The 24,665-nt window shown below is 41.3% G+C and carries 19 protein-coding genes and 1 tRNA gene; 12 read left to right on the top strand and 8 right to left on the bottom strand.

Annotated elements, in window-relative coordinates; translation table 11 throughout:
- Nucleotides 1–61: 61 nt before the first annotated feature.
- Nucleotides 62–2,218 carry a PAS domain-containing hybrid sensor histidine kinase/response regulator gene (locus JEY82_RS17670; RefSeq protein WP_304088078.1) on the top strand — a complete coding sequence of 719 codons (2,157 nt, stop codon included), beginning with the start codon at nucleotides 62–64 and terminating at the stop codon, nucleotides 2,216–2,218.
- A 17-nt stretch (nucleotides 2,219–2,235) separates the two neighbouring features.
- On the opposite strand, the gene JEY82_RS17665 is transcribed toward JEY82_RS17670, so the two are convergent.
- The 4 genes from JEY82_RS17665 to rocD all read right to left on the bottom strand — a co-directional run bounded on the left by JEY82_RS17665 (nucleotide 2,236) and on the right by rocD (nucleotide 8,776).
- A complete protein-coding gene (locus tag JEY82_RS17665) occupies nucleotides 2,236–2,658 on the bottom strand; it encodes a hypothetical protein (RefSeq protein WP_304088076.1) in 423 nt (140 codons plus the stop codon).
- Nucleotides 2,659–2,774: 116 nt separating this feature from the next.
- On the bottom strand, nucleotides 2,775–3,299 hold the full coding sequence (locus JEY82_RS17660) for a hypothetical protein (protein WP_304088073.1): 525 nt from the start codon (nucleotides 3,297–3,299) through the stop codon (nucleotides 2,775–2,777).
- Nucleotides 3,296–7,435 carry a hybrid sensor histidine kinase/response regulator gene (locus tag JEY82_RS17655; protein WP_304088071.1) on the bottom strand — a complete coding sequence of 1,380 codons (4,140 nt, stop codon included), beginning with the start codon at nucleotides 7,433–7,435 and terminating at the stop codon, nucleotides 3,296–3,298. Before JEY82_RS17655 ends, JEY82_RS17660 begins: the two co-directional genes overlap by 4 nt.
- Nucleotides 7,436–7,576: 141 nt before the next feature.
- Nucleotides 7,577–8,776, bottom strand: a complete 1,200-nt coding sequence (gene rocD / locus JEY82_RS17650; RefSeq protein ID WP_304088068.1) for an ornithine--oxo-acid transaminase — start codon at nucleotides 8,774–8,776, stop codon at nucleotides 7,577–7,579.
- A 209-nt stretch (nucleotides 8,777–8,985) separates the two neighbouring features.
- Here rocD and JEY82_RS17645 point away from each other — a divergent pair, with 209 nt between their 5' ends.
- Entirely contained in the window at nucleotides 8,986–10,167 is a 1,182-nt protein-coding gene (locus tag JEY82_RS17645) for an HD domain-containing phosphohydrolase (protein ID WP_304088065.1), read from the top strand.
- Entirely contained in the window at nucleotides 10,164–11,456 is a 1,293-nt protein-coding gene (locus JEY82_RS17640; RefSeq protein WP_304088062.1) for an HD-GYP domain-containing protein, read from the top strand. Before JEY82_RS17645 ends, JEY82_RS17640 begins: the two co-directional genes overlap by 4 nt.
- 89 nt (nucleotides 11,457–11,545) lie before the next feature.
- Here JEY82_RS17640 and JEY82_RS17635 read toward each other — a convergent pair whose 3' ends face one another.
- The 4 genes from JEY82_RS17635 to JEY82_RS17620 form a co-directional block, all read right to left on the bottom strand.
- Nucleotides 11,546–12,145: a TIGR00730 family Rossman fold protein gene (locus tag JEY82_RS17635; protein WP_304088059.1), complete on the bottom strand. Its 600-nt coding sequence runs from the start codon at nucleotides 12,143–12,145 to the stop codon at nucleotides 11,546–11,548.
- A 40-nt stretch (nucleotides 12,146–12,185) separates the two neighbouring features.
- Nucleotides 12,186–13,034: a hypothetical protein gene (locus JEY82_RS17630; RefSeq protein ID WP_304088057.1), complete on the bottom strand. Its 849-nt coding sequence runs from the start codon at nucleotides 13,032–13,034 to the stop codon at nucleotides 12,186–12,188.
- Nucleotides 13,031–15,226 (bottom strand): SpoIIE family protein phosphatase, encoded by a 2,196-nt coding sequence (locus JEY82_RS17625; protein WP_304088055.1) that lies wholly within the window; start codon nucleotides 15,224–15,226, stop codon nucleotides 13,031–13,033. The genes JEY82_RS17630 and JEY82_RS17625 overlap by 4 nt, the downstream gene beginning before the upstream one ends.
- A gap of 69 nt (nucleotides 15,227–15,295) precedes the next feature.
- On the bottom strand, nucleotides 15,296–15,979 hold the full coding sequence (locus tag JEY82_RS17620; RefSeq protein ID WP_304088052.1) for a DUF554 domain-containing protein: 684 nt from the start codon (nucleotides 15,977–15,979) through the stop codon (nucleotides 15,296–15,298).
- A 148-nt stretch (nucleotides 15,980–16,127) separates the two neighbouring features.
- On the opposite strand from JEY82_RS17620, the gene JEY82_RS17615 reads away from it, so the two are divergent.
- From JEY82_RS17615 to JEY82_RS17575, 9 genes are all read left to right on the top strand, one after another.
- Nucleotides 16,128–16,214 (top strand) — tRNA-Leu (locus JEY82_RS17615).
- A 227-nt stretch (nucleotides 16,215–16,441) separates the two neighbouring features.
- Nucleotides 16,442–17,131, top strand: a complete 690-nt coding sequence (locus JEY82_RS17610; protein WP_304088049.1) for an AAA family ATPase — start codon at nucleotides 16,442–16,444, stop codon at nucleotides 17,129–17,131.
- A gap of 31 nt (nucleotides 17,132–17,162) precedes the next feature.
- Nucleotides 17,163–17,480 carry a hypothetical protein gene (locus JEY82_RS17605; RefSeq protein WP_304088048.1) on the top strand — a complete coding sequence of 106 codons (318 nt, stop codon included), beginning with the start codon at nucleotides 17,163–17,165 and terminating at the stop codon, nucleotides 17,478–17,480.
- Complete coding sequence (gene tnpB, locus JEY82_RS17600; RefSeq protein WP_304088046.1) at nucleotides 17,467–17,820, top strand: IS66 family insertion sequence element accessory protein TnpB; 354 nt, start codon at nucleotides 17,467–17,469, stop codon at nucleotides 17,818–17,820. The genes JEY82_RS17605 and tnpB overlap by 14 nt, the downstream gene beginning before the upstream one ends.
- A gap of 48 nt (nucleotides 17,821–17,868) precedes the next feature.
- A complete protein-coding gene (locus JEY82_RS17595) occupies nucleotides 17,869–19,476 on the top strand; it encodes an IS66 family transposase (protein ID WP_304088043.1) in 1,608 nt (535 codons plus the stop codon).
- A 27-nt stretch (nucleotides 19,477–19,503) separates the two neighbouring features.
- Nucleotides 19,504–21,516, top strand: a complete 2,013-nt coding sequence (locus JEY82_RS17590; RefSeq protein WP_304088041.1) for a hypothetical protein — start codon at nucleotides 19,504–19,506, stop codon at nucleotides 21,514–21,516.
- A 26-nt stretch (nucleotides 21,517–21,542) separates the two neighbouring features.
- The gene (locus JEY82_RS17585) at nucleotides 21,543–22,100 is read left to right on the top strand and encodes a hypothetical protein (protein ID WP_304088036.1); all 558 of its coding nucleotides are present in this window, start codon (nucleotides 21,543–21,545) and stop codon (nucleotides 22,098–22,100) included.
- 339 nt (nucleotides 22,101–22,439) lie between these two features.
- Nucleotides 22,440–22,679 carry an AlpA family transcriptional regulator gene (locus JEY82_RS17580; protein WP_304088033.1) on the top strand — a complete coding sequence of 80 codons (240 nt, stop codon included), beginning with the start codon at nucleotides 22,440–22,442 and terminating at the stop codon, nucleotides 22,677–22,679.
- 9 nt (nucleotides 22,680–22,688) lie between these two features.
- Nucleotides 22,689–24,623: a toprim domain-containing protein gene (locus tag JEY82_RS17575; RefSeq protein WP_304088030.1), complete on the top strand. Its 1,935-nt coding sequence runs from the start codon at nucleotides 22,689–22,691 to the stop codon at nucleotides 24,621–24,623.
- Nucleotides 24,624–24,665 lie beyond the last annotated feature (42 nt).

The raw sequence follows: 24,665 nt of genomic DNA, 5'->3' as shown, positions 1-24,665 counted from the left end.
ATTTGTGGTGTTGTGTTGTAATTTGAATTTATGCAACTTCATTTAAATATAGACTAAAATTATGTTGCGCTCCTTACTTCTTGCATTGTCGATGCTGTTGCTTAGCTGTACCCCTTCCTTGGCGGAAGGGTGGCTTTCGAACGCCCTCAGAGATCTTGGTTCCGGTAATCTGGATAGAATACTTATTCTTGGAGCGGGGATTGTTATTTCAGTGCTTTTGCTTTTTATCGTGTTTTTATATTTGAATATTGTAAAAAGAAGGATGGTTGAGCTGGAATTACAGCGCGAACGCGATCTCATGGGCAGTATAATGGAAACTAGCCCCATGGGGGTCATTGTCATGGATCAGGAGGGTGTTATTGTTTTCGCGAATGATCAGGCTGCAAGAGTTCACGGGCTTTCCCGGGAGAATATGATCAGGAGGAAGTACAATGATCCGGGCTGGAAAATTACTGCTCATGACGGTTCGGTTTTTCCCGAAGAACGGCTTGCTTTCAGCCGGGTAATGAAGATTCGAAATGCTGTTTTAGACATACGTCACGCAATCCACTGGGATGACGGTCGCCGGGTTTTACTTTCAATCAATGCTTCGCCTCTTTTCGGTGCTGATGGTGATATTCAGAAAGTTGTTTCTACTGTTGAAGATATTACAACCAGAAAAAAGGTCGAAGAAGCTTTGAAGGAGAGTGCTTACAGGTTCAGATCGTTGGTTAAAACGGCTGAAAGTGTGATAATTCTTCTTTCACCCGACAGAAAAATTTTAGAATTCAACCGTATGGCTGAAGATCTTTTCGGGCGGACCCGGCACGAAGTTTTGGGGCGCGATTTCTTTGAACTTTTCCTTCCCGAAAGATTGTGGGGAGAAACTTCCCGTCAGTACGCAACTGTTCTTTCCGGTACTCCTTTGCGATTATTTGAAAGCAATGTGCGTATTCGTGGCGGTAAAGAGCTGACTATGCAATGGTCTTTGTCTAGATTGCTCGATACTACGGGGGATTCTCTCGGTGTGCTTGCTGTCGGTCAGGATATTACAGAACGTAAACGGTTTGAAGCGGAACTCTGCGAAGCTCGTGATGCCGCGGAAGAGGCAAACCGGGCAAAGAGTGAATTCCTTGCCAATATGAGTCACGAAATCAGAACTCCCATCAGTGCTATTATCGGAATGAGTGAAATGACACTCAGTACCGGTTTGGATGAGGAGCAGCAGGGATATCTGGTTACGGTAAAAAAAGCGGCCGAATCTTTACTGAGTATTATCAATGATATTTTAGATATTTCTAAGATTGAAGCTCGTAAGATGGAGCTTAGGCCCGAAGATTTTGATTTGCCTGACATGCTTGAAAAGCAAATGTCTGTTTTACGAGTTCAGGCGGAAGAAAAAGGAATTGAACTTCGCACCAGCGTCAGTAATACCGTGGATAGGTGTTATCTGGGTGACAGTCTTCGTCTGGGGCAGATTATAATGAACCTTGCAGGTAACTCGGTTAAGTTTACTGACAAGGGTTACGTAGATATCTCCGTTAAACGTGTCGGCGAGTGGGAAGAAGGGGAGATTCTTGAATTTACAGTAAAGGATACCGGAATAGGTATATCGGAAGACAAGGCTGAAAAACTTTTTGAAAGTTTTGTACAGCTGAATGCAGGTTATTCCAAACGACATCCCGGTAGTGGATTGGGACTTGCCATTTCACGGCAGCTTGTCGAAATGATGGGTGGCAGTATTTCTTTTTCCAGTAAGGTTGGCTGGGGATGTGAGTTCACTTTTACTGTGAAGCTTCAATCAAGTTCCGGGCCATGCTTGAAAGAGGTTATCGAGGTTGTGGATGAGGAAGAGTTTGGTAGTTCTATACCTGCTCATATTCTTCTTGCTGAAGATAATGCTACTAATCAGATATATATTTCTCATTTTCTTTCTGAGCGCGGATTTGAAATTGAAACAGCAGAAAACGGTATTGAAGTCTTGGATTTATTGGAAAAAAGGGGGCCGTTTGATGTTATTTTAATGGATGTTCAAATGCCTGAGATGGACGGCTTACAGGCTACTAAAATGATAAGGGATGCCGGTAACGACATCCCTATAATTGCTTTGACAGCTTATGCTATGGAAGGGGATCGTGAAAAATTTCTGGAGAGCGGCATGGATGCTTATGCTTCCAAACCCGTCAATATAGATGAGCTGGTCCAGATAATAAACAAATTTTTACCCGCTAAGAAATAATCCTTCAACTGAGTCTGTTACTGCTCCATTCCTTCCTTTTTCTCAATATTCCCAACTAGATCTTTGTGCAAAATTTTTGCTATTTGTTCTTTAAATTCTAACAATTCTTTTTCGTTGATCCCTGCGAGAATGTCTTCTTTCGAAGTTATTTCGTCGAACCCCATAGGAAGGGAGCAGACAAGATGAATACCGGATGTTTTGCCGTCTACGGTAACTGTGCCCAGTATGTTTGATTTTTTAACTTTTTTCCTGACAGATTGGGGAAGGTTGGGAATATTAAGAAGCGTTTCTCTTGGGTAGAAAATATATCCGAATAAGAAATGATCACTTTTAAAAGCGTCATTCTGGAAGCCGCTGTTCATATCAAGGCCGCTGGCCTTTGTAGTTTCGAGCATTTGCATGATGTCGGAAGCAATGCTTTCTGCGTAACTTTGATCCATTTTTAAACCCTCCGAAAAAAATATTATTTGTATAAACTTTTTGATTTTACTTAGACACAGATTCTCTCAGCGTCAGAAAAGGAATCAAGCATTTGCAAGGTGAGAATGTCAAGGTTTTAAGATTGTTTCCGGCTAACTTCTTGGTTCCGCAGTTTGCCCCACGGTTTAAAAATTGAAATACATACCAGTAGTAGAAGGCATCCGAAAATCATGAAGGCTGATATTTCATTCAGTAATTGATTCTTCAAATATTCAGGGGTTTGCAAAGCCATTAATTTAATACTACCTGAAATTTCACTCATGCGTTCAAGCCAAGGCATGTAGAAAAGAAACCCGAAGATTATGAATCCTATGTTAACAGCCCATTTGGTGATGATCCATTTGAACTTAAAAAAGCCCCATGATGTTTTCCACGCAAAGATAAAGCCGGTGATAAGACATCCAAAAGCTCCGGATGTGACAACATATTCATCAATTATTTTTATGCAGACATCCCGTGCATAAAGTTCGCCTCCTGAATGCGGTGTGAACATGCAGTGAATAAGGACCATGGAGAGGGCTCCTCCACCCCAGAGGCATGCGCTCAACATATGAAATGTTCTTACCCACTTTATAGATTGCGGGGTCATTTTTTCTGTCATTCTTTTTTCATTCTATTATATAAGTTAAAAATTTTCTGAGTTAGTACAGCTTGCTTAATAGGCTTGGATAGAAATTCGTCTGCTCCGGCATCTAAGCATCTTTTCCGGTAGTCCGCAGAAGCATGGGCGGTCAGAGCTATGACTCCTGTACGCTTTCCATGAGTATTCTTTTCAACCATTCTGAATTGTTTCAGGAATTGGTAACCATCCATTACAGGCATTTCCATATCCATTAAAATAATATCAAACTTATCATTCAGGGCAAGTTTAAGCCCTTCTTCTCCGTTCGAAGCCATTACCAAGGTTGCGTGCGAACTTTTGAGGAAGTGTCTGATCAATTCCCGGTTAGGAATATTATCTTCAGTAAGGAGAATCTTCATCTGAGGAAGATTAACCTTATTATCAGCGGAGAGATGGTCCTCATTAGAGCCTATGTCCAGTACGTCCAGTATGCCGCGAAGAAATTGTCTTCGTATTATGGGTTTTGTGGTCCCGGCATAAATAAGTTTGTTGTCAATGAGTCTTCTGTCAAAGCTCGCACCTCGTTGAAGGAGCATAACCGGAGGAATTGTTTTTTCGGCTTCTCGGAGAGATTCAAGCATGTAAACGCCGTTCTCAAGGTTGAGATCAAGAATCAGCAGGTTGAATTTGTGTCCTTGCGGAGAGAGCAGGAGCGCTTTCAGGGAATCTGTGTTCGTGCAAGTAGTTGTAGTTGCTTTGAAGTAGTTGAGCATCTCGCAGATTGAATTAAGAGTCTTGTAATTATGAGCGGCTACAATGATGTTAATCCCTGACAGGTCCGGTTTAAGAAATGATTGAGATTCACGATCTCTGGGAAGAGGGATAGTGATTTCAAAAGAACTTCCTTCACCGGGAACACTTGTCGCGGTGATTGATCCGCCCATAAGCTCTGTCAATTTTTTACTGATCGACAGTCCAAGACCTGAGCCTCCGAATTTTCTCGTGGTAGAGGAATCCGCCTGCGAAAAAGGAGCAAAGATAGCTTCCAATTGAGCCGGATCAATACCTACACCTGTGTCATCTATGGTGATGGTCAGATTGTCAGGTTGATGAGTATTCGCCGTGCGGGAAACAGTAATACTTACCTCTCCGCAGGATGTGAATTTAACCGCATTGGAAAGAATATTCAGTATAATCTGACGTAATCTAGTCGGATCGCCAATAACAAATTCAGGCACGTCCGGCTTATATATGGATATAAGTTCGATATCGCGTGAAGATGCTGCCGCGGCCTGTAAGTATAAAATTGATTCAACTTCCTGGAGCAGGTCAATGGGAATAGCTTCAAGTTTGACGTGGTCTGCTTCCAGTTTTGAAAAATCAAGAATGTCATTGATTATTGACAGTAGTATTTCACCGGAAGATTCAAAAATATTTACATATTCTCCCTGTTCCTCATCAAGTTCAGTTCCTTTGAGCAGGTCGGCAATTCCAATGATAGAGTTAAGAGGAGTGCGGATTTCATGACTCATACTTGCTAGAAAGGCACTTTTAGCCTTGTTCGCTTCCTCGGCTTTTATAATGGCATTTTCCAGCTCTTCCTCTGTTTTCATGTGCTCTTTAATTTCAGTATTCAGGTCAGCCGTTTTTTCATCTACTAATATGGCCAGTTTTTTTCTTTGTTTTTCAATTGATTTTACCCGGAAATGAATCACCACAAAAATTATCAGAAGGATTAGGGCCAGAACTGATGCTATAAACCACAATGTTCTCCAGAATGGCGGAGTAATATTGATTTTGATTGATGTTCCTGTTTCATTCCAGACGCCATCGCTATTGGAAGCTTTAACTTTGAAGACGTAACTGCCGTGGTTGAAGTTTGTAAAAGTTGCGGTCCCTTCGGCTGCGTTAAGCCAGTTGTCGTTAAAACCTTCCAATTTATATTTATATTTATTCAGATGCGGGTTCTGGTAGTCTAGTGCAGCAAAGCTGAAGGAGAACATTGCATCTTTCCATGAAAGAGTGATTTCTTTAGTTTCGGTAATGTTTGTTGCCAGTTTGGCCGGGCTGTTAAGAATGTTTAAAGCCGTAATGACGACAGGTGGCGGTGTGGGATTTGTTTTAATCTTTTTTGGGTAAAACATGTTCATTCCGTTAAGTCCGCCGAAATATATTTTACCGCTTTGACCCTTGTTATAAGAGTTTATCCAGAATTCTATTCCCTGCAATCCGTCCGAAATCCCGAAATTTAATATTTTACCGTTTTTAGGGTCCAGATGGGAAATTCCTTTGAATGTAGAAACCCATATATCACCGTCGCTATCGATGCAAAGACCTTGGATGCCGTCGTTGGCAAAACCGTTTTTCTGTGTGTATCTGGTGAATAAACCTGTTGCGGGGTCGAATCTGTTGAGGCCCTCGTCTGTCCCGATCCAAAGGGAACCGTCCGCTGCTTCCGCAACGGGAGTAACTCTGTTGTCAGATATTGAGTTCGGATTATCCGGATTGCTTTTGTGGTGAATAAATGTGCCGTCAGATCTATTCATCAGATCCAGGCCTGCATTTGTACAGATCCAGAAGTTATTTTTACTGTCCTCAAAAATATTACGCACGCGGTCATGCGCTAAGCTGTTCGGCTCAGAGTCAGAGTGTTTGTAAAGTTTGAAATCTCCGGTTTTGCGATCAAGCCTGTTCAGCCCTTTTTTGCTAGTGCCGATCCAGATGTATCCTTTACTGCCTTCATTAATCCACCAGATATTGTCTTGACTTAGAGAGTTTTTATTCTTTTTGTCACGGCGGTAGCTGGTTTGAATTCCTTTATTTTTATCAATAACAAATACACCTTTTTTACGGGTTCCGACCCATATAAGACCTTTAGAATCTTGGAAGATACAGTTAATTCTGTCACCCGGCAGGCTCCATGGTTCCGGGGATTTGCTGCTAAAATTTTTAAGTTCCCCGGTTTGAGGGTTGTAGGAGCTTAATCCATTTCTATAAGTGCCTATCCAGACTAGACCTTCACGGTCTTCGAGAACTGCGCTGACTTCTTTTCCGGGAAGTGTATCTTTTTTCCACGGTTGATATCTTATTATACCGAAAGCCTGCATTTTAGGGGGTAGCTTACTTAGTCCGTCAGCGTAGGTGCCAACCCATAAAACTCCGGAACGGTCTTCAATAACATGAGTAACCTTGTTGTCGCTGAGGCTTTGCGGATCAAGCTGGTTATGCTTAAAAAATGTGAATTCCATTTTTTCAGGTTTAGCCGTAGCTGTCTCAGGATCTCTTTTGCCAAGTCCCTCAATAGTTCCGAGCCAGAGATTTTCTGCTCTGTCTTGGAAAATGTCGTTTATTTCTAATGACCTGAAGATGGTTTTGAATGAATTGTCAGCAGTATCAAGAATGGAGATGCCTTCTTTGGTTCCTATCCATAATTGATTTTCTTTGTTTTGGTAAAAGCAGAGCACTGTGTCGCCGCAAAGAGTCTTATCATCTGCGGGATCGTTGAAAAAATGTTTAAATTTATGTTCTTTTTCAAGAAAAAGGTTCAATCCCTTGGCAGTTCCTATCCAGAGGCTCCCTTGCATATCTTCGAAAATAGAGCGAATTTCATCGTGACTGATGCTGAATGGGTCATTGGTATTCTTAAATTTTTTAAAAGTAAGGGATGTTCTGTCAAAAAGGTTAAGGCCGTTCTCTGTACCTATCCATAACTGCCCCTTAGAATCTTCATATATACTTGTGACGTTTTTTCCGGAAATGGAGTTCGGGTTATTTTGGTCCGGTGTAAAACTTATAAAAGTATCTTTATTGCGGTTGTACGCATTCAGGCCGCCGCTTTTTGTTCCTACCCAGAGAACTCCCGAGCTATCTTCGTACAGAGTTCTAACATTGCCGTCTGAAATTGAGCCCGGTAATTTAGATTTTGAATAAATTTTCATCTGCCGACCGTCGTAACGGTTTAGGCCGTCATATGTTCCAAACCATAAAAAACCTTTAGAGTCTTGCAACATGCATAGAATAGAGGACTGCGATAGACCTTGGTCCAGAGAAAGCCGTTCAAATCTAAGTTCTTCTTGAAAAGCTGATGCCGGAAATGCTCCCCAAAGCAAGAAACAAAAGGAAAGCACTGCGACTATGCACTTAAAACTGTTTTTGGTATGTAAATATGTATTCATTATACTGAGTTGTTAAGGTAATTTTTTTTAAAACAGAGCATAAAAATGAAAAGACTTCAATCATATAACAGCAACGAGCTCATAATAAAGCATGTTGTATTGGTTTTATATGATTTATATATTGCGGACGAAGGTTTGTTTTTATGTAGATAATGTAGGATTGATCCGTTCTAAAGCCCAATCTACCTGTTCGGGAGTTATTACCAGTGGGGGAGCGAACCTGATTATATTGTTATGAGTTTCTTTACATAGCAATCCTTGCTCTTTTAGTTTTTCACAGTAACTTCTGGCCCCTCCTGCATCTGATTTAAACTCAACAGCCAGAAGTAAACCTCGTCCTCTGATTTCTTTTATTTTAGGATTTTTGATTTGCTTAAGTCCTGCTAAAAATTTTGCACCTACATCCCGTGCGTTATCAATGAGATTATCTTCCTTCAGGACTTTGAGGGCAGCTCTTGCCACTGCGCAAGCAAGCGGATTTCCGCCAAAGGTCGAGCCATGTTCGCCGGGTTTTAAAACCCCCAGAACTTCTGAATTTGAAAGCACTGCTGAGACTGGATAGAAACCTCCAGAGAGAGCTTTGCCTATGAGTGTTAGATCAGCCTCGATTCCTTCGTGTTCCTCGGCGAGCAATTTTCCCGTACGGCCCAGCCCTGTTTGGATTTCATCAAGAATCAAACTCACATTGTTTGCCGTGCATATCTCACGTACTTTTTTGAAATATCCATCCGGTGGAATGATAACTCCTGCTTCACCTTGTATCGGTTCAACAAGAAAACCCACAGTGTCGGGTGTAATTGCATTTTCAAGTGCTTTAAAATCGCCGAACGGAATAACTTTGAAACCGGGAGTGAATGGTCCGAATCCTTTGCGGGATGTCGGATCTGTTGAAAATCCGACAATGGTGATAGTTCTTCCGTGAAAATTGTCGGCACAGACTATTATTTCTGCACGGTCTTCAGGGACTCCTTTAACAAGATAGCCCCATTTTCTGACAGCTTTGATGGCGGTTTCAACAGCTTCAGCACCGCTGTTCATTGGTAAAACTTTGTGTGATCCGGTTAAAGCACATAGTTCTTCATAAAAAGGGCCCAATTGGTCGTTTCTGAAAGCTCTTGAGGTGAGAGTAAGTTTTTCAACTTGCTCCAGCATGGCTTTTTTTATTTTGGGATGGCAATGTCCTTGATTAACTGCTGAATAGGCAGAGAGACAGTCCATATATTTTTTACCGTCGACATCCCAAACCCAGACTCCTTCACCTCGTTCAAGAACTACATCAAGAGGTTTGTAATTTTTGGCTCCGAACTTATCTTCCAGTTCTATGTATTCAGACGATTTCATTTGGTCTCCTCTTTTTATAAATATTATTTAAAATAGTATAAATAGGGTGTTTTGACCAGTTGATAGATGTTTTTTTGATTGTTTTTGGAAAGTGTATATTTTGCCTATGGTGAGTCTGGATATATAAATAACTGGCATGAGATTATTTTATGTGCTTAATATAATAGGGTAGGTGTTTATGCTAAGGAGAGTCACAGGGAGGTTTTGCAATGCACAGGGTCTTATTTGTCGACGACGATGTGGCCAGCCATCTTTTATTTAAGCAATTTCTTAAGAAATTGCCGGAAGTTGCGTGTGTTAGCAATGGTGAAGAAGGGCTACAGCTTTTGAAGGAGCGTGACGACTTCAAAGTTATAATTTCTGATTATGATATGCCATTGATGAATGGTATTGAGTTTTTATCAAAAGCCAAAGAGGTGCGGCCTGAGGTTGTTCGTATTCTGCTTAGTGGACGAGCCGACCTGCAGGTTGCAGTCGAAGCAGTGAACGAATGCGATGTTTTTCGTTTATTGACTAAGCCATGTTCTGCTAAGGTTTTAAAAATTGCATTGCGTGATGCTTTTGAACATCACCGGGTTATTACTTCGGAAAAAGAATTGATGAATAAAACAGTCCGAAGTGTAATCCATCTTGTAAGTGACGTTACTTCTCTTTTGAAGCCGGAAAGGTATACACGCACAGCTCGTATTTTGCCTTTAGTAAAGTCGCTCTGCCAAAAGTTCAGTGAAGCAGATAGATGGAGTACCGAAGTTGCAGCTGTGTTGTCTGTTGTAGGCTTTGTTTTTCTGCCGGATCCACTCATGGCTAAAGTAGAAGACGGTGCGGTTCTTTCCGGGAGTGATTACAAAACATATTTACAGCATACTCGTTATTCCTCAAAATTAATTTCCGGTATTCCCCGTTTTGAGAATGTTGCAACAATATTGTCCTTGCAGGAAGCTAATTGTGTGCAGGATCAAAGGGATGGAGGTTTTTCCGGTGATGAAGTTCCCTTAGGCGCCAGAATTCTTAAAGTTGTATCTGATTATGATCGTTTGAGTTTAGGGGGACGACCGAAAGGAGAAGTTCTTTCAATGCTTAAAAGAAGAGCAGACCGTTACGATCAGAATGTGCTTAACGGTTTGATTGATATCCTCGGAGATGATGCGACTTATTATCTTCGGGAAGTTTATCCGCTTGGACTTGAGAGGGGAATGATCCTTGCTCAAGATGTGTTCGGAGATATTAAGGGGCAGCGTGTAAAATTTTTGGCAAAGGGGCAGAAGTTGAGTGATGCGATGATCGATTATATTTATAAAAATTCTGAAAGTATCATGGACATCACTCAAAAAATTGTAATTCGTGAGAATCTTGTCACTGAAACAGCCGTTGATGGCGGGGATTTGATGTGAGCGGTTCAAAAGGCTCCGAATATCTGATTGAAATAGATAGATTAAGGCCTGGAGTTTTTATAAGACTTCAAGGGGTTCCATGGTATAGGCATCCTTTTTTGACAAGCAGTTTCAGGATTAAGGATTTTGATCAGATAGAAACACTTAGAGCGTTGAACGTTAAAAAAGTAATATGTGTTCCTGATGAAAGTTTGACTGATCCACTTGATGTTCCCCGAAAGAGTAAGGTGGCACCTCATTCTGTGCTTCCCGGCGAAAATCCTGTTCCGGATGGTTACTACGATGAAAAAAATAAGCGGATTAAAGTTCTTCGTGAGAAGAAAGCTTCTGTGGCTAGGGCTGTAAAAAAATATTCATTGTCTCTTTCTCAAATTGAGACTCTGATGCTTTCCATAAGTAGAGGGAATGATCAATTTATTGAGGATGCCATTCAGTTTTCAAGTGATCTTTCCAGCTATTTTTTGGAAGATTGTGAATCTATAATGCATGTGCTGAATATTCAAGATGATCAGAATGACAGTCTTTATTACCATTCTTTAAACGTGACTGTGCTTTCTTTAATACTTGGGAGATCTATAGGGCTTGCAGAAACAGAAATGCGTGATTTGGCTATGGGGGCGATGTTTCATGATATAGGTAAATCAAAAATAGAAAAGAAGATTTTGCGTAAGAAGGGGAAGCTGACGAATGTGGAGCGATCTGTAATTCAGAAACATCCTTTCTATGGAGTACAAATTTTATCCAAGAATGAAAACTTTCCTAAAGAAGCGATGAAGATTGTATATCAACATCACGAAAGGTGTGACGGAAAGGGGTATCCCAAAAAAATGCAGTTTAATGAACTTTCTAAACTGACAAAAATTTTATCTGTGGCCAATTTTTATGATGGACTAATAAACAAGCATGATTCATCCAAATCGCTTACTCCTTATCAAGCCCTTTCTTATATGTATACCAAGTATTCAGGAATGCTGGATAAAGAAAGTCTTTCTGTTTTTATCCGCTGTATGGGAATTTACCCTCCCGGGACTATTGTGCTTTTAAATAATGATCAGATAGGGATGGTTGTTTCAGTAAATCTGGCTAAACCCTTGTCCCCAAGTATTGTTCTTTATGATCCGCAAATACCTAAAAAAGAAGCTTTGATTCTTGATCTCGAACATGAAAGCGATTTTACTATTACGGATTCTGTTTCACCGGCTAAGTTGTCGAATGATGTTTATGAATATCTGTCTCCGCGAAGTCGCATTACATATTTTGTTGATCCTGATTCGGTTCCGGAGGTTTAGTTCGTTTTATTTTAGATACTTAATAAAAAGAGGCTCTTTTCACGATAATCATGAAAAGAGCCGGCAATCTAATGTAAGTGTTTTGAGTTTTATTGTTGTTTTCTAATTTCCACTTTTGCTTTTTCCACCCATTTGGAGACGACAGGCGGTTCATATCCGGCAAACGAGTCAATTATTCCGGCGGGAGAGCTTGCCGTTAAAAGCATGTCTTTGTGTACGCCCTTTAAAAATCCTTCTTCCACAACGCTTCCCAGAAAGTCGAGAAGCTTGTCGTAATACCCGTCAATATTAAGCAGTCCGCAGGGTTTATTGTGAAATCCAAGCTGCGCCCATGTAAAGATCTCAAATATTTCATCCATAGTGCCGATGCCGCCCGGCATAGCTATAAATCCGTCAGAAAGTTCCGCCATCAGAGCTTTGCGTTCGTGCATGGATTCTGTGACGTGCAGTTCAGTTAAGTTCGGGTGAGAAACATCTTTTTTTACGAGGCTGTCGGGAATAACACCAATGACTTTTCCTCCGGCTTCGAGTGCGCTTTCGGCAAGAATTCCCATCAACCCCATATCTGAACCGCCGTAAATTGTAGTTAGCTTACGTTTAGCCAGTTCCCGGCCCATATTGCGAGCAGCTTCAGCATATTTTTCATCGTTTCCTGGATTTGCTCCGAGGAAAATACATAAACTTTTCATGATACTCAGTCTCCGAAATGTAGTGGTTATCGCTATAATGCTATGATTTGTTTTGGTAGAACGTATTGTAGGCAAGAGTCAGCAGAACTGCGAATCCGGCTGAAATTACTCCCAAAGCTGCATTATAGAAAGGAGGCGCGGCAAGAGCAAGTCTTATAAGCAGGGTTACCAGAGCAAAGCCTGAGTTTCTGAAAACTGCATGGAATGACGGGAGAAATCTCTGGGATATAAGAACCAGCAGGATGTCACTGAAAATAAGAATAGTATAAAAGATGCTGAAAAAGTCGAAGTAATGTTTACCCATCAGCGGGCATATTAGATTATAGATTCCCAATACCGTAAAAATTGCCAGCAACAGAAGGGCTACCAGTTTTTTTGAGGCAACATATCTGAATTTAAAAGTTGGTTTGAGCGATGGTCCCGGGCGTTGAATTTTATAGTAGATACCAAGGAGAACGAAAACAGCAAAAGCTCCTGTTCCGTCCGATAGTATTTTATATATGGAGGTCATATCTCCGGTGAAAGTGATCGGTTCCGGAAAGTTGACCAGTTCTTTAAAGGAGTTACGCATCAGGATAAGGCATAGAATCTCAAATTGCTTTCCTACTGATTTTGAAAAAGAGCAGGGTAGAACAAAGATCAGGCTTATAACTTCAAGGAAAAGGACAAGTGTAAAAGCAATTCCTATAGCGTGGTAATGATTGTCAGGTGTTTTTAACGCTATAAAATCTGGAAGCCATCCTCTGTTGCCCAGTTCTATTCCGATTAAGGCCGCAATAAAGCAGGCTACAAGAACTCCGGCTACTGCGCGTTGTGTTCTTTCCCGTTCCCAGAAAGCGTGAAGAGGGTCGAATCCATAAGTCGCCAGTTCATAAATTGAGTATTTCATAAAAATTTAATTATGATGACTGTGCAGTCATCTTCAAGCGGAAGACCTCTCCTGTGGTCTGAAACTTGTTTGTGGATCTCTTCTACTATTTCCTGTGCAGGTTTATCACAACAGTCGCGTATAATTTCGCGAAGTTGCAACTTGCCGAATTGTTCGCCTTTCGGACTGTGTGCTTCCCATATTCCATCTGTGTAGAGAGTAAGAATCTGTCCGGCTTTTAATTGAGTAAAATTTTCTTTGTAGAGATAATATTCATCAACTCCGATAGCCAGTCCGGTTTTTATAAGTTCATCAAAACTATCCGTTTTGGGGTCATAGATCAGAGCCGGGTCGTGCCCAGCCCGAATCCAGTTAATTGTTTTCTTTTTGGTGTCGCAGATTGCAGTGAACAATGTCATAAAATGACCGGTCTGCGCGCAGTCTTCTGTTATAAGAGTGTTAACTTTGCTTACAACTTCAACAAGAGGCCGCCCCTGTCCTGTCAAGGCTCGTATGTAAGCCCTTGCGCTGGTCATAAGCAGCGCGGCGCTGACTCCATGTCCCGAAACATCTCCTATTGCTGTGGCGAAAATATCATTTCCGCATGTGGCGCAGTCTATGAAATCAAAGTAATCACCACCTGTTTTTTCGGAAAAAACACATTTGGCTCCGATTTCAGCTCCTGAAAATTTAGGAGTGGATTTAGGAAGCAAATTTTGCTGGGCCTCATCTGCCAGTGATAAAGCCTGAAGAATAGATGAATGTTCTCTAAGTTGCGGAACCATGAGATTAAAGTTTTCCGCCAACTCTCCTAACTCATCTTTTGAATGCAGCTCGGCTCTTGCTCCCCAGTCGCCTTGTCCCACTTTTATTACCGCTTCTGATATCCGGCGGATGGGTGAGGATAAGTTCTGCGATACAAAATAAGCTACAAATCCAAGGACCGCGATTATGGATAAAGCTATAAGAGTTGTATCTTTGATTTGCCGGGAGATGCTTTCGCTTACGTATTGTTCCGCTTCGTCAGCTTCAGCTGTAAAATCTGTTATCGGAATTATGACCAGCAGGGCCAAAGATTTATTGATAGGGCTGTAAGTCCAGAGTGACGGAATTCCGTTGTCTTTTATTTGAAGAACGCCGGATTGCTGTATTGTAATATCTTTTACAAGGGTTGTGAATTCAGGATTGCTTTCATAAATCCATTCCGGTTCGGGCGGGATCTGCCAGAGGTGTCCGCGTGCCTGTATTGATGCCTTTTCATTAGAAGAACCCTCGTTGCGTCCGACAACCAGGAGTTTTTCTTTATTTGCCTGATTCTTATGATCTGATAAGACCATCATTATTTTAACGTTTTTTTTGGTGCTCATGAGCAGCGCACTGCTGATAGCTGTTCCTACCGGGACAACCAAAGAAGCTGCTCCTATGAATTCATCCTTGTCGTTAAACAGAGGACTGGAAAGGCGGTAACAAAGTGATTTTGTTGCCGGATCTGGAGCAGGGTCTGTCCAGAGAGTCTGAAGTGTTTTTTTGACTTCTTTGTACCAATGACTGATTCGAGGGTCGTATCTCGGAGGGATAGATTTGTGTGCAGGGAACGTTGCCTGTAATCCAGTTTCAAGGGCGATTTCTTGCCATAATGCTAATTCGTTGAGAGTTTGGCTGCATGCTTGAAAGGTGTGCAGCAAAGGGGTTAGTTTATTTATTGATGGAATTGCTTCGTTCGTTGAGAGCCCTTGTGACAGCCAAAAAGAAATATGTTCCGTTGAGATTGGGAGATCTATGAGGTCTCCTTTTTTATGGGAAATAGTCTGATTGCCCTGTTGAAGGCGCATGCCGCGGCCCATCATTGCTGATTTTTTATAATCCGGGTGGACATAAAGTTTCGGTATGTTCTGCGCACCTTTTGGGGTCGTTATAAAGGGAACGCTGTGCGGGGTAGACGGTACGTTTTTTGTTAACAGGTTTTCAGCTTCATTTTGCAGAGTCTTGATAGTTGTTCTATACAACCGATCTTCAAGATTGAGTCTTGCGGCGGTCCCTTCAGCCATTTGGGCAAGGTTGTCTGTTGCGCGTTCAAGCAGAGTGACCCTTGTTTGGGTTTGAAGATCTGAACCGAGGTCTGTTAGGGTGTTTAATCCGTGAGCTCTGATTATGATCAGCGGCAACAGAGAAAACATGAGCAGTATGAGGAGTATTTTCCAGCGAATTTTCATATTATGATTAAAACCTAACTGCTCCAATTATTCAATCATGAAAAGCAAAAAATAATTAAAGATTAATAATTATTTGAAAATGGCAGTAAGTATAATTACCATTCCAAGAGATGGGAGTAGATTTGATAAGTTAATTCGTTTTATTTCCAGTAATATCAAACTTATGCCGAGTATGAGCACTCCACCTGTAGCTGTCAATTGTTCAATCATGAGAGGGGAGAACCATTCTTGAAAAGAATTTGCAAAAATAGTCAGAGCTCCCTGATAAAGAAGAACCGGAATAAATGAGAAAAGAACCCCCATGCCATAGGTGGAGGCAAGGGCAATGGAAGCAAAACCATCAAGAATGGATTTTGTATAAAGTATGGTAGTATCCCCTTTGATTCCTTCCTCAAACGACCCGATAATCGCCATTGCTCCAATGCAGAAAATGAGGGATGCGGTGATAAGTCCGTCTGTGAAACCAGTATCTTTTGAGCCGATTATTTTTTTTAATTTACCGGCGAGTCGCTCAAAAAGAGTATCAAGCTTAAGCAGTTCTCCTATTATCCCGCCGAGTAGGATGCTGAATATAAGAATCAGGATGTCCTGAACCTTAAGCGCCATTTGCATACCTATTACCATGGTGCTGAGGCCTAGACCCTGAAAAACAATCTGTCTGATGCGTTCAGGAAATCTGCTGTGGAGCATAACACCGATAAGTGAGCCGCCGATAATCGCTGCTGCGTTGACGAGTGAGCCGATAGGAATCATGAAAATCTCGCAATGGTAATATATTATGTAGGCAGCTACGGGTAACATTTAGTATTTCGGTTTACAATAAAAGAGTGGTTAAATACAGCTAACATATAAATAGTCTTGACAGTTTTGGGTTCATCTAATAGTAACAATTTCTCAACGTGCCGGGATGGCGGAATTGGTAGACGCAGCGGACTCAAAATCCGCCGGTAGTGATACCATGAGAGTTCAATTCTCTCTCCCGGTACCAGATAAATCAAGGGTTTACAGTTTAACGACTGTAAACCCTTTTTTTGTGCGTGGTTCCCTGTACAACTCCTGTACAACTTTTTTGGGGTGTGGAGGGCAATATATTTGCAATTTTTCATGCAGAGGGGAAATAGTTAGAGCCTAACTTGACAAGCTAGCTTGATTGAGAGTTACATCTTTATGTGATGAATAAATATGTTGCTTAAAGAGCTAACGAAGGAATTCTATATGATCCGTGCTGAATATCAACGATTTATGCAAACGCTTGCCGATAACTCTGTTTTTGATGATGTCTGCAAAATAGCTAATCTCGTATTATTGAATTTAGATGTTTTGATTCCGTTCTCCACGGCTCGTGGGCAACGCATAAAGAAAATAGTTGAGTTAGCCCAATTGAATTGGGGCGGAATTAGCAATGAAATTCAAATTAATCCTATCCAGCATCAAGAACAAGTCAGCCCCATATGCGCATTAAAGAAAATTTCTGTCGGTCCGTTTCGTGGCTTTTCCCAAACTGAAGAATTTGATCTTTCGAGTAAAATCGTCCTTATGTACGGGCCAAATGGAACAGGAAAATCTAGTTTCTGTGAAGCACTTGAGTATGGTCTTTTAGGAAATGTTGCTGAAGCTGATAACAAAAGATTTCATGATCAAAATAAATATTTGAAAAATGCTTATACCAATAGTTTTGAAGCTCCAGAAATTATTGGGGACAACGATGTTAAAATCGTCGCTAATGAACGTTTGTATCGTTTTTGCTTCGTTGAAAAAAACCGCATAGATAATTTTTCGCGTATTGCCGCTCAAGCCCCGTCAAAACAGGGTGAGCTAATTTCTACTTTGTTTGGTATGGATGTGTTTAATAATTTTGTTGTAAGCGTCCCGACGGCTGCATCTTCCATTAAATTTCCAGTATGACATAGTCCTCTTTCATTCAAGGAGGATGACTGTGAAGAACAAAAAGAATTTCTGGGAAAAACATATTTCTGCATGGGAAAACAACGGTCTGTCTCAGGCTGAATATTGCCGCAAATATGGCATTTCCGTTAAAACCTTTGGCTATCATAAACGCAGGATGGCTGCGGCTGCCATGCCGCCAAAAATTGTTCCTGTCCCGCAAACCGTGCTGCCGACTGAAAGCAAATCACGGATCAGCAAGCCTATAAATCTTTATGTTCCCGGAGGTTTTAGAATAGAAATTGAACCTGATTTTTGTCAGATCACTCTAAAACGTATGCTTGAAGTTGTTTCCAATGCTCCCGTTTGATTCCAAATCGCAGGTATTTATTGTGCTCGGCGCAACCGACATGCGCAAAGCCGTTAACGGACTTTCGTTAATGGTGGAGGATCATTTGGATCTTAAGCTGTTTACGGGTAACTTCTTTGTCTTTTGCAATCGCGGACGCACGATAATCAAGGTTTTATACTGGGATAACAACGGATTCTGTCTTTGGCAGAAACGTCTTGAAAAGCACCGTTTTTTCTGGCCTGAATCGGAACTGGAAGTGCTTGAATTTAGCTCTCGGCAGTTGCGTTGGTTGCTTGAAGGTCTTGATCCTGTCCAAACTCGGGGGCACTCCTCGCTGAGCTATTCTACTATTCTTTAATGCAATGAAATAATTGTGTTTGCGGCAAAATAAGATACTCTTTTCCGCATGGACAAAGCACTTCTCCCCGATGATTTTGAAAAGCTGAAAGAGCTTATTTTGCAACAAAATCGACTGCTTGCAGAGAAGGATATAGCGATTGCGGATAAGGAAGCTGTGATTGCTGATAAAAGCGCTGTCATTGAGGAATTATCAGAGCAGGTGCGTCTCCTCAAGGCCCTCGCCTTTGCCAAGAAATCGGAAATGGTAAAGAAGCCCGCAAAAGACGAGTATCAGTATTCCCTTTTTGACGAAGCTGAGTTCGTTTGCGAACTCCCTTCGTCCGAATCAGAGCCGGAAATCGTACAGGTTCCGGCACATTGCCGTGCTAAAAAAGGCCGTAAACATATTTCCGAGTCCATTCCCCGCGAAGAAATTATCCATGACATTCCCGCTGAAGAAAAAATCTGTGCTTGCGGCTGTGAATTAACACGCATCGGTGAGGTCGTCAGCGAGAAACTCGACTACGTACCTGCCCAAATACGGGTTCTGCGGCACATCCGTCCCAAGTATGCCTGCAAAAAATGTGAGGGAACCGAAAGCAACGGCCCGGCCGTAAAAATCGCTCCGATGCCTCCTCAGCTGATCCGGCAAGGCATTGTCACTCCGGGACTGCTAGCGCATATTTTAATTAATAAATTTTGCGATGGACTCCCTTTCTATCGTCAGAACAGGATGTTTGAACGGTTGGGAATTGAGATTTCGCGCTCCACCATGTCGAACTGGACAGTGTTGGCGGCACAGCGATGCGGCCTGCTCATGGAACTAATGTACGAACATTTGCGCTGCGGCGGGATCATCAATCTTGATGAGACTCCAGTGCAAGTGCTCAAGGAACCGGGCCGGGAAAACACGACAAAATCATACATGTGGGTGGCCTGCAGGAGCGGGACAAAACCGGCAATCCTGTTTCATTACGCACCGAGCCGCGCAGGTAAAATAGCCGCTGAGATTGTCGGTAATTTTAAGGGAATTCTGCAAACCGATGGCTATGCCGGATACAATGCTCTCGGTGGTTCCGAAGGAATTGTTCATGCGGGTTGCCTTGTACACGTACGTCGAAAATTTATGGATGTCCTTAAAGCCGGATCGAAAAAGAAAAAAGGCACTGCGTCGACCGTGATTGATTTGATCGCGAAACTTTATAGGCTGGAAAGTCGGGCACGCAAGGATGTATTTTCTCCGGAAGAAATTTTGAATATGCGAACTGAAAAGGCTCGTCCGCTTCTTAATAAAATTCACGAAATAATTTTAAAATCATTCGGGTCGGTACCTCCGACAAGTCTTTTAGGTAAAGCACTTTCATACGCTTTGGGACAATGGCCACGGATTACGGTTTATCTTGAAAATCCGACACTCACTCCCGATAACAATATCGCTGAAAATGCTATCCGTCCTTTCGCTGTGGGCCGGAAAAACTGGCTATTCAGTGGTTCTCCGCGAGGAGCCGAGGCCAGCGCGACATTCTACAGTCTTATCGAAAGCGCCAAAACCAATAATCTTAATCCTGCTGACTACCTCTGCGAACTCTTCGAAAAGCTTCCTCATGCACAATGCCGTGCCGAATTGGAAGAACTCATGCCATGGAATATCGCAGATAACGCCGAAATAAAATAATTATAGAAGTTATCGATCCCTCTTTATATGTCAGCTTTGCAAACTTCACAGGTGCAGCTGTCTGAACGCTTACATTTTGTTCATAATTTTAGCACTGAAGTAGGCAGTAATTATATTGATCTCGAAGGGGCTAAGTCAAAGTTACTAACAACAAAACAACAATTTCTAGCAGGGGTGATTGCTCAGAAGAAGGGTAACGAAGAAATTTTAGAAAAACTTGTTGTAGAAGAGAACTGTTTAACAAATAAATACAATGAAGCTTTAACTTTTTCTCAAATGGAAACGGAAATCAATGGAGATGCGGTAAATCCTGGAGCTATAAGCATACTTGAAAAAGAGCTGCAGCAGCAGGTTAATCCTAAGAGTGGACTGGGCTCCAGTATTTTGCAAGACTTGAACTTGTCAATTTGTAACTGTTTGACAGAATTAATTTCAAAACAAAGTGAACTTATGACTGCCAGTCAGCAAGTATCCTTTAAACACTTGTACGAAGCCGTGCTACAAGTGCAACCTAGTAATTTAGAAATTTGCCCAGCCTGTAAAACGCCTCTTATTCATGTCACTACTAACCCATATATTCATGCAAGTCGTGAACTTGAAAAGCTTCAACATTTAACTGAACTACAAGGTCTTGTGGTAAAATTAAATCAGAACCTCAACAGTTCTTTAATTACCATTTCACAGGCTCTCGGTACATGTTGTTCTTATTTTCCAGAAAGTATTCTTCATAATTATTGTTTAGCGCAGCATGCCCAAGTATCATCCGAATGGTGGAATTCATTGCACCAAGTTCTGAATGACGGTTATAGCCCGTGGCAGCATTTAGAGGTTCAAGTTAAACAGCTTGAGGAAATGGATGAGGCAATAGATCAAATTGTTCAGCAACGTTCAGTTAAAGAGAAGAAATTAGAAGGATTCCGTTGGTTTAATCAAGAGATCATTAAGCTAAAAGCGCAAAGAAATATTGCTAACACAGCAATTGCAAAATCAAATCTTGAGATTGGAAAGTTTAATACCGAAAATGCTCAACTTATATCAGATGCTGAAGCCGAGAAGTCAGATGTATTAAAGAATATATCTATTGCAAATTCTTACGCTGAGTTTGTAAAAAGACTGAACGCTTATAAAAATTCTTTACCTGCCAAGCTCGTGGCAGATCTAGGAGTCACAGTCGTTGCCTTGTATAATGCATTTAACCGCAACGATTCCTCAGATGAATATTTAGCAGAAGTTCGTTTGCCATTAGCTCAGAATCATCGATTAGAAATATCATTTGAAAATGCTCCCACAACATTTTTTGATGCACTACATATTTTGAGCGAAGGCCATATCCGGTGTCTAGGTCTTGCAATCTTAATGGCAAAAAATTTGAAAGAGAATTGTCCTCTCCTCATTTTCGATGACCCGGTAAACGCTATTGATGATGATCATAAGGAGGCGATTAGGATTACTCTTTTTAAGGACGATTTCTTTAGCGAGAAGCAAATCATTTTGGCATGTCATGGAGAGGAATTTTTTAAAGATATTCAGAACCGGCTTCCAAGAGAAATTGTTTCTCAGGCAAAACTCTTTTCTTTTTTACCCCGACTTGGGCATCAGCATGTTCGAATAGATTTTCATTGCCCTCCTCGAAATTATATTATTGCGGCACGGGACCGTTTAGATAGAGGGGAAATTCGTGATGCATTAGCAAAATCGAGGCAAGCTCTGGAGTATATTGCAAAAGAGAAGTTGTGGAAATATGTAAATGACTATGGGGATGGCAATCTATCCATTAAAATGCGTAACGCAACATCACCAATTGAGCTGCGAGGTCTTGCAGATCAGCTTAGAAAGAAAATTGTGAGAGCCGATTTTTTAGATAGTAATAAAACTATCGTATTAACACCTCTCGAGGTTTTGCTTGGCATGGATGGTAATTCTCGGGAATGGAGATATTTGAATAAAGGCACACACGAAGAGTCTAATCGAGCAGAGTTTGAACGAAGTTCAGTTATTAAAATTGTTAATATGATTGAAGCACTTGATTCTGCACTATAATAAAAATTACATAATGGATAATTGTTTTGGACATTGAATACAACTGGCACAAAAGACCAACCCACCTAACCACATACGCAGAAGACATGCTCAAGCACGCAAGATCCTTCTCACGTGACAAACAGCATTTCAAACGTTCTCTCTCTTTGCTTGAAGAATGTGCACACGGCTGTATTTTCCTTTTCCCTTCGCAAATCGTCGAGCAACTGATTAAAATGTCGCCGATCCGGGCTTATACTAACTTTTCGGAATTGGATTTAAGGGATGTGGTCATTTTGTCCCGTTCAGCCCTTAAAGCAAGTTCAGTCTATCAACCAATTCAACAGTTACTTAAAATTATAGCAATTTCTAACGATCTCCTAGACGACCTGAATGAAGATAAAAGAATTTCAAGATTGTCTCTCTTTACTCTGGGGGAAGAGGTGGATAATTTTTATGATTGGGCCTTGAGTACTTATCCCCGAGAAAAATATAATACTCAGGAAATTGCTCCTAAAAAAGCTGTTGAAGAAAATATAGAGTGGTTTGCTCTTCTTTGTGATCATCTTAACTCAGGTGAAAATATTTCTGCTCGCAATCTCTAGAATATGATTAAAACTCAATCTGCCCCCGAAAAGCCGATCTGTTTTGACGACTTTCAAGTCATCCTCCACGAAGATAAACTGTTTTATTCCTCCCTACCTATGACTCCGAAACAATGGATAGCTTATTTGGATCATGAAGAGGCTAATAGAATAGTGTACAAGACATTTGAAAAATACTTATCAAGGTACAAAAAGAATCTTCCAAATAATTCCACTAGAGATATTAGCGTTGATTAGTGGCGAATAACGCTATGAAATAAACCATCCCACTTTTGCGCATAGTCGATAATCAGTTGCTAAGCTTCATACATACTAACACGTGTACGGAGGTTAACACACATGCCAACTAAAAAATCCAATGACTCTTCCGGTGCCGATCTCAAAATTCTGCACCAAACCCTTCCCCCTATCATTGCCCGCAAGGATGTTCAGCTTTACCTGGGCGGCCTTATTTCCAGCGGATACCTTGCTAATCTGGATTCTCAAGGACGTGGCCCGAAAAGTATTAAAAGTGGAAGACGGGTCGCATACCTTCGGGGCGATTTGATTTCATGGTTAGAGAGCTGGTTGCAGGGGTAAGGGATTCAAATGAATAAAGAAGCGATCACATCGGAAATAGTCCATAGACTGTACAATGATGAGCAATTTGCCTTTCAAGAAAGTGCAGCCAATTTGATTAAAGGAATTTGTCCTCAATGTGGTAAAAGAGAGCTATTCATCTCCAAAGAAAAGCCGTGGCAGTTGAAATGCAACAGGCTCAACCATTGCGGATTCGAAGAAAGCGTCAAAAACATTTATCCTGATCTTTTTAGCTGTTTTTCAAAAAGATATCCTGCAACAGACCAAAATCCATATAGAACCGCTGACGCCTTCCTGAGTAAGGATCGAGGTTTTGATCTGTCCATCATCAAAGGATGGTATGAGCAGAAAGCCTACCTATTTCCTGACACAAATACATTTTGTAGCACTGTGCGATTTTATCTGGATAAAAACCGCACCAGATTTTGGGAAAGGCTCATAGATAAAACTTCGAAAGACGGACAAAAAGCAAATTTTGGAGGAAAAAGAAAAGCTGATGGTTCAATCTATAAAGGGGATGTCTGGTCACCGCCAGATATGCCCATCAATGAGGGCGATACAGTTTTTATTGTAGAAGGAATCTTTCATGCCATAGCATTATATCATCGCAATTATAAAGCGGTAGCGTCTTTTAGCTGTAATCATTTTCCAACAACATTCATTCAGGAACAAAAGGACAAAGAAATTACACGGATTCTTGCTTTAGATGGAGACAGAGCAGGGATTGAGGCTACTAAAAAACATGCAAAAAGACTCCTCAGCCTTGGAGAAAAGCACGAAATATATATCTTGCCCAAAGGTCAGGATTGGGATGATTTGCTTAGAGCAAACAAAATTAATAAAAAATTTATGGAGGACTGCAAGCATCGTGGCAAGCTGCTCATGGCTAAAACGGTAGAAGAGTATACCTACCATAAGTATTGCAAAAATTCAGCGAAACGCTTTGTCATTACTTTCAAAAACAGACTCTTTAGCGTCTGCATTGATATTGCACAATTGACTGAAGATTTAACCGGCACTCCACTTGAGGACAAAGATAGCTTTCCAGTATTTATTAGTAACTGCACTGTAATGGAAATCTGCAATCGAGATCCACAATGTCTTTACCGTGAAGTGGATGAATTGCTAGGTGAGCAATGGTATGTTTTCAAAATACAATCCACCAGCAAAAAGCCTGAAATTGTACGTCTTGAAGGTTCGAATGTCGTAACAGCGGATGCCTTCCACAAAGCCTTGTTAAATAGAACTGCTGGAGGGACTTTCAGCGGAACTCCAGCCGACATGCGAATTCTTACAAAGCATTGGCTTCAAAATGAACTCCCTACCGTCCGATCTATCCCCTATATTGGGTATGACAATGAATCCCAAGCTTACATTTACCCGGCAGCAGCTTTTTATAAAGGTAAGGAAATTAAACTAGACGAAAATAGTTTTTATAGAGTGGGAAAAGATCTTGTCCGTCCCGGCCTGAAATCTATTAAAATAATAACAGATGGAAAATTTAACCCTGATTGGTTTGATAAGTTTTTGAAAACATTTCACTGGCAGGGATTTGCTCTTCTTGCTTTCTGGATAGGATCACTCTTCGCACATCAAATACGGAAAGAGCAAAAATCTTTTCCTTTTTTTGAACTTACAGGAGATCCGGGGGCAGGCAAATCAACCATGCTTGAATTTTACTGGAAACTGTTAGGACGAGAAGATTATGAAGGATTTGACGTGATGAAATCCACAATAGTAGGCCGCCGCAGGGCATTCAATCAGGTTTCTAACATGCCTATTGTAATCATTGAATCAGACCGTGAAACAGGTGGTAAAGACAGCAAGCAAAAACAATTCAACTTTGACGAATGCAAGCCCTTCTACAACGGCAGAGGAACGGGCACACTAGGTGTTCCCAAGCGCAATAATGGTAACCGTCCAGACGGCTGCATCTTCCATTAATTTTCTCATATGACATACTTCCTCCCATTCAAGGAGGATGAA

The sequence above is a fragment of the Maridesulfovibrio ferrireducens genome (assembly GCF_016342405.1).
In the GTDB taxonomy this organism is placed as follows: Bacteria; Desulfobacterota; Desulfovibrionia; order Desulfovibrionales; family Desulfovibrionaceae; genus Maridesulfovibrio; species Maridesulfovibrio ferrireducens_A.
Note: the sequence above shows the minus strand (reverse complement) of the source record. Positions and strands in the feature narration are given on the sequence as shown.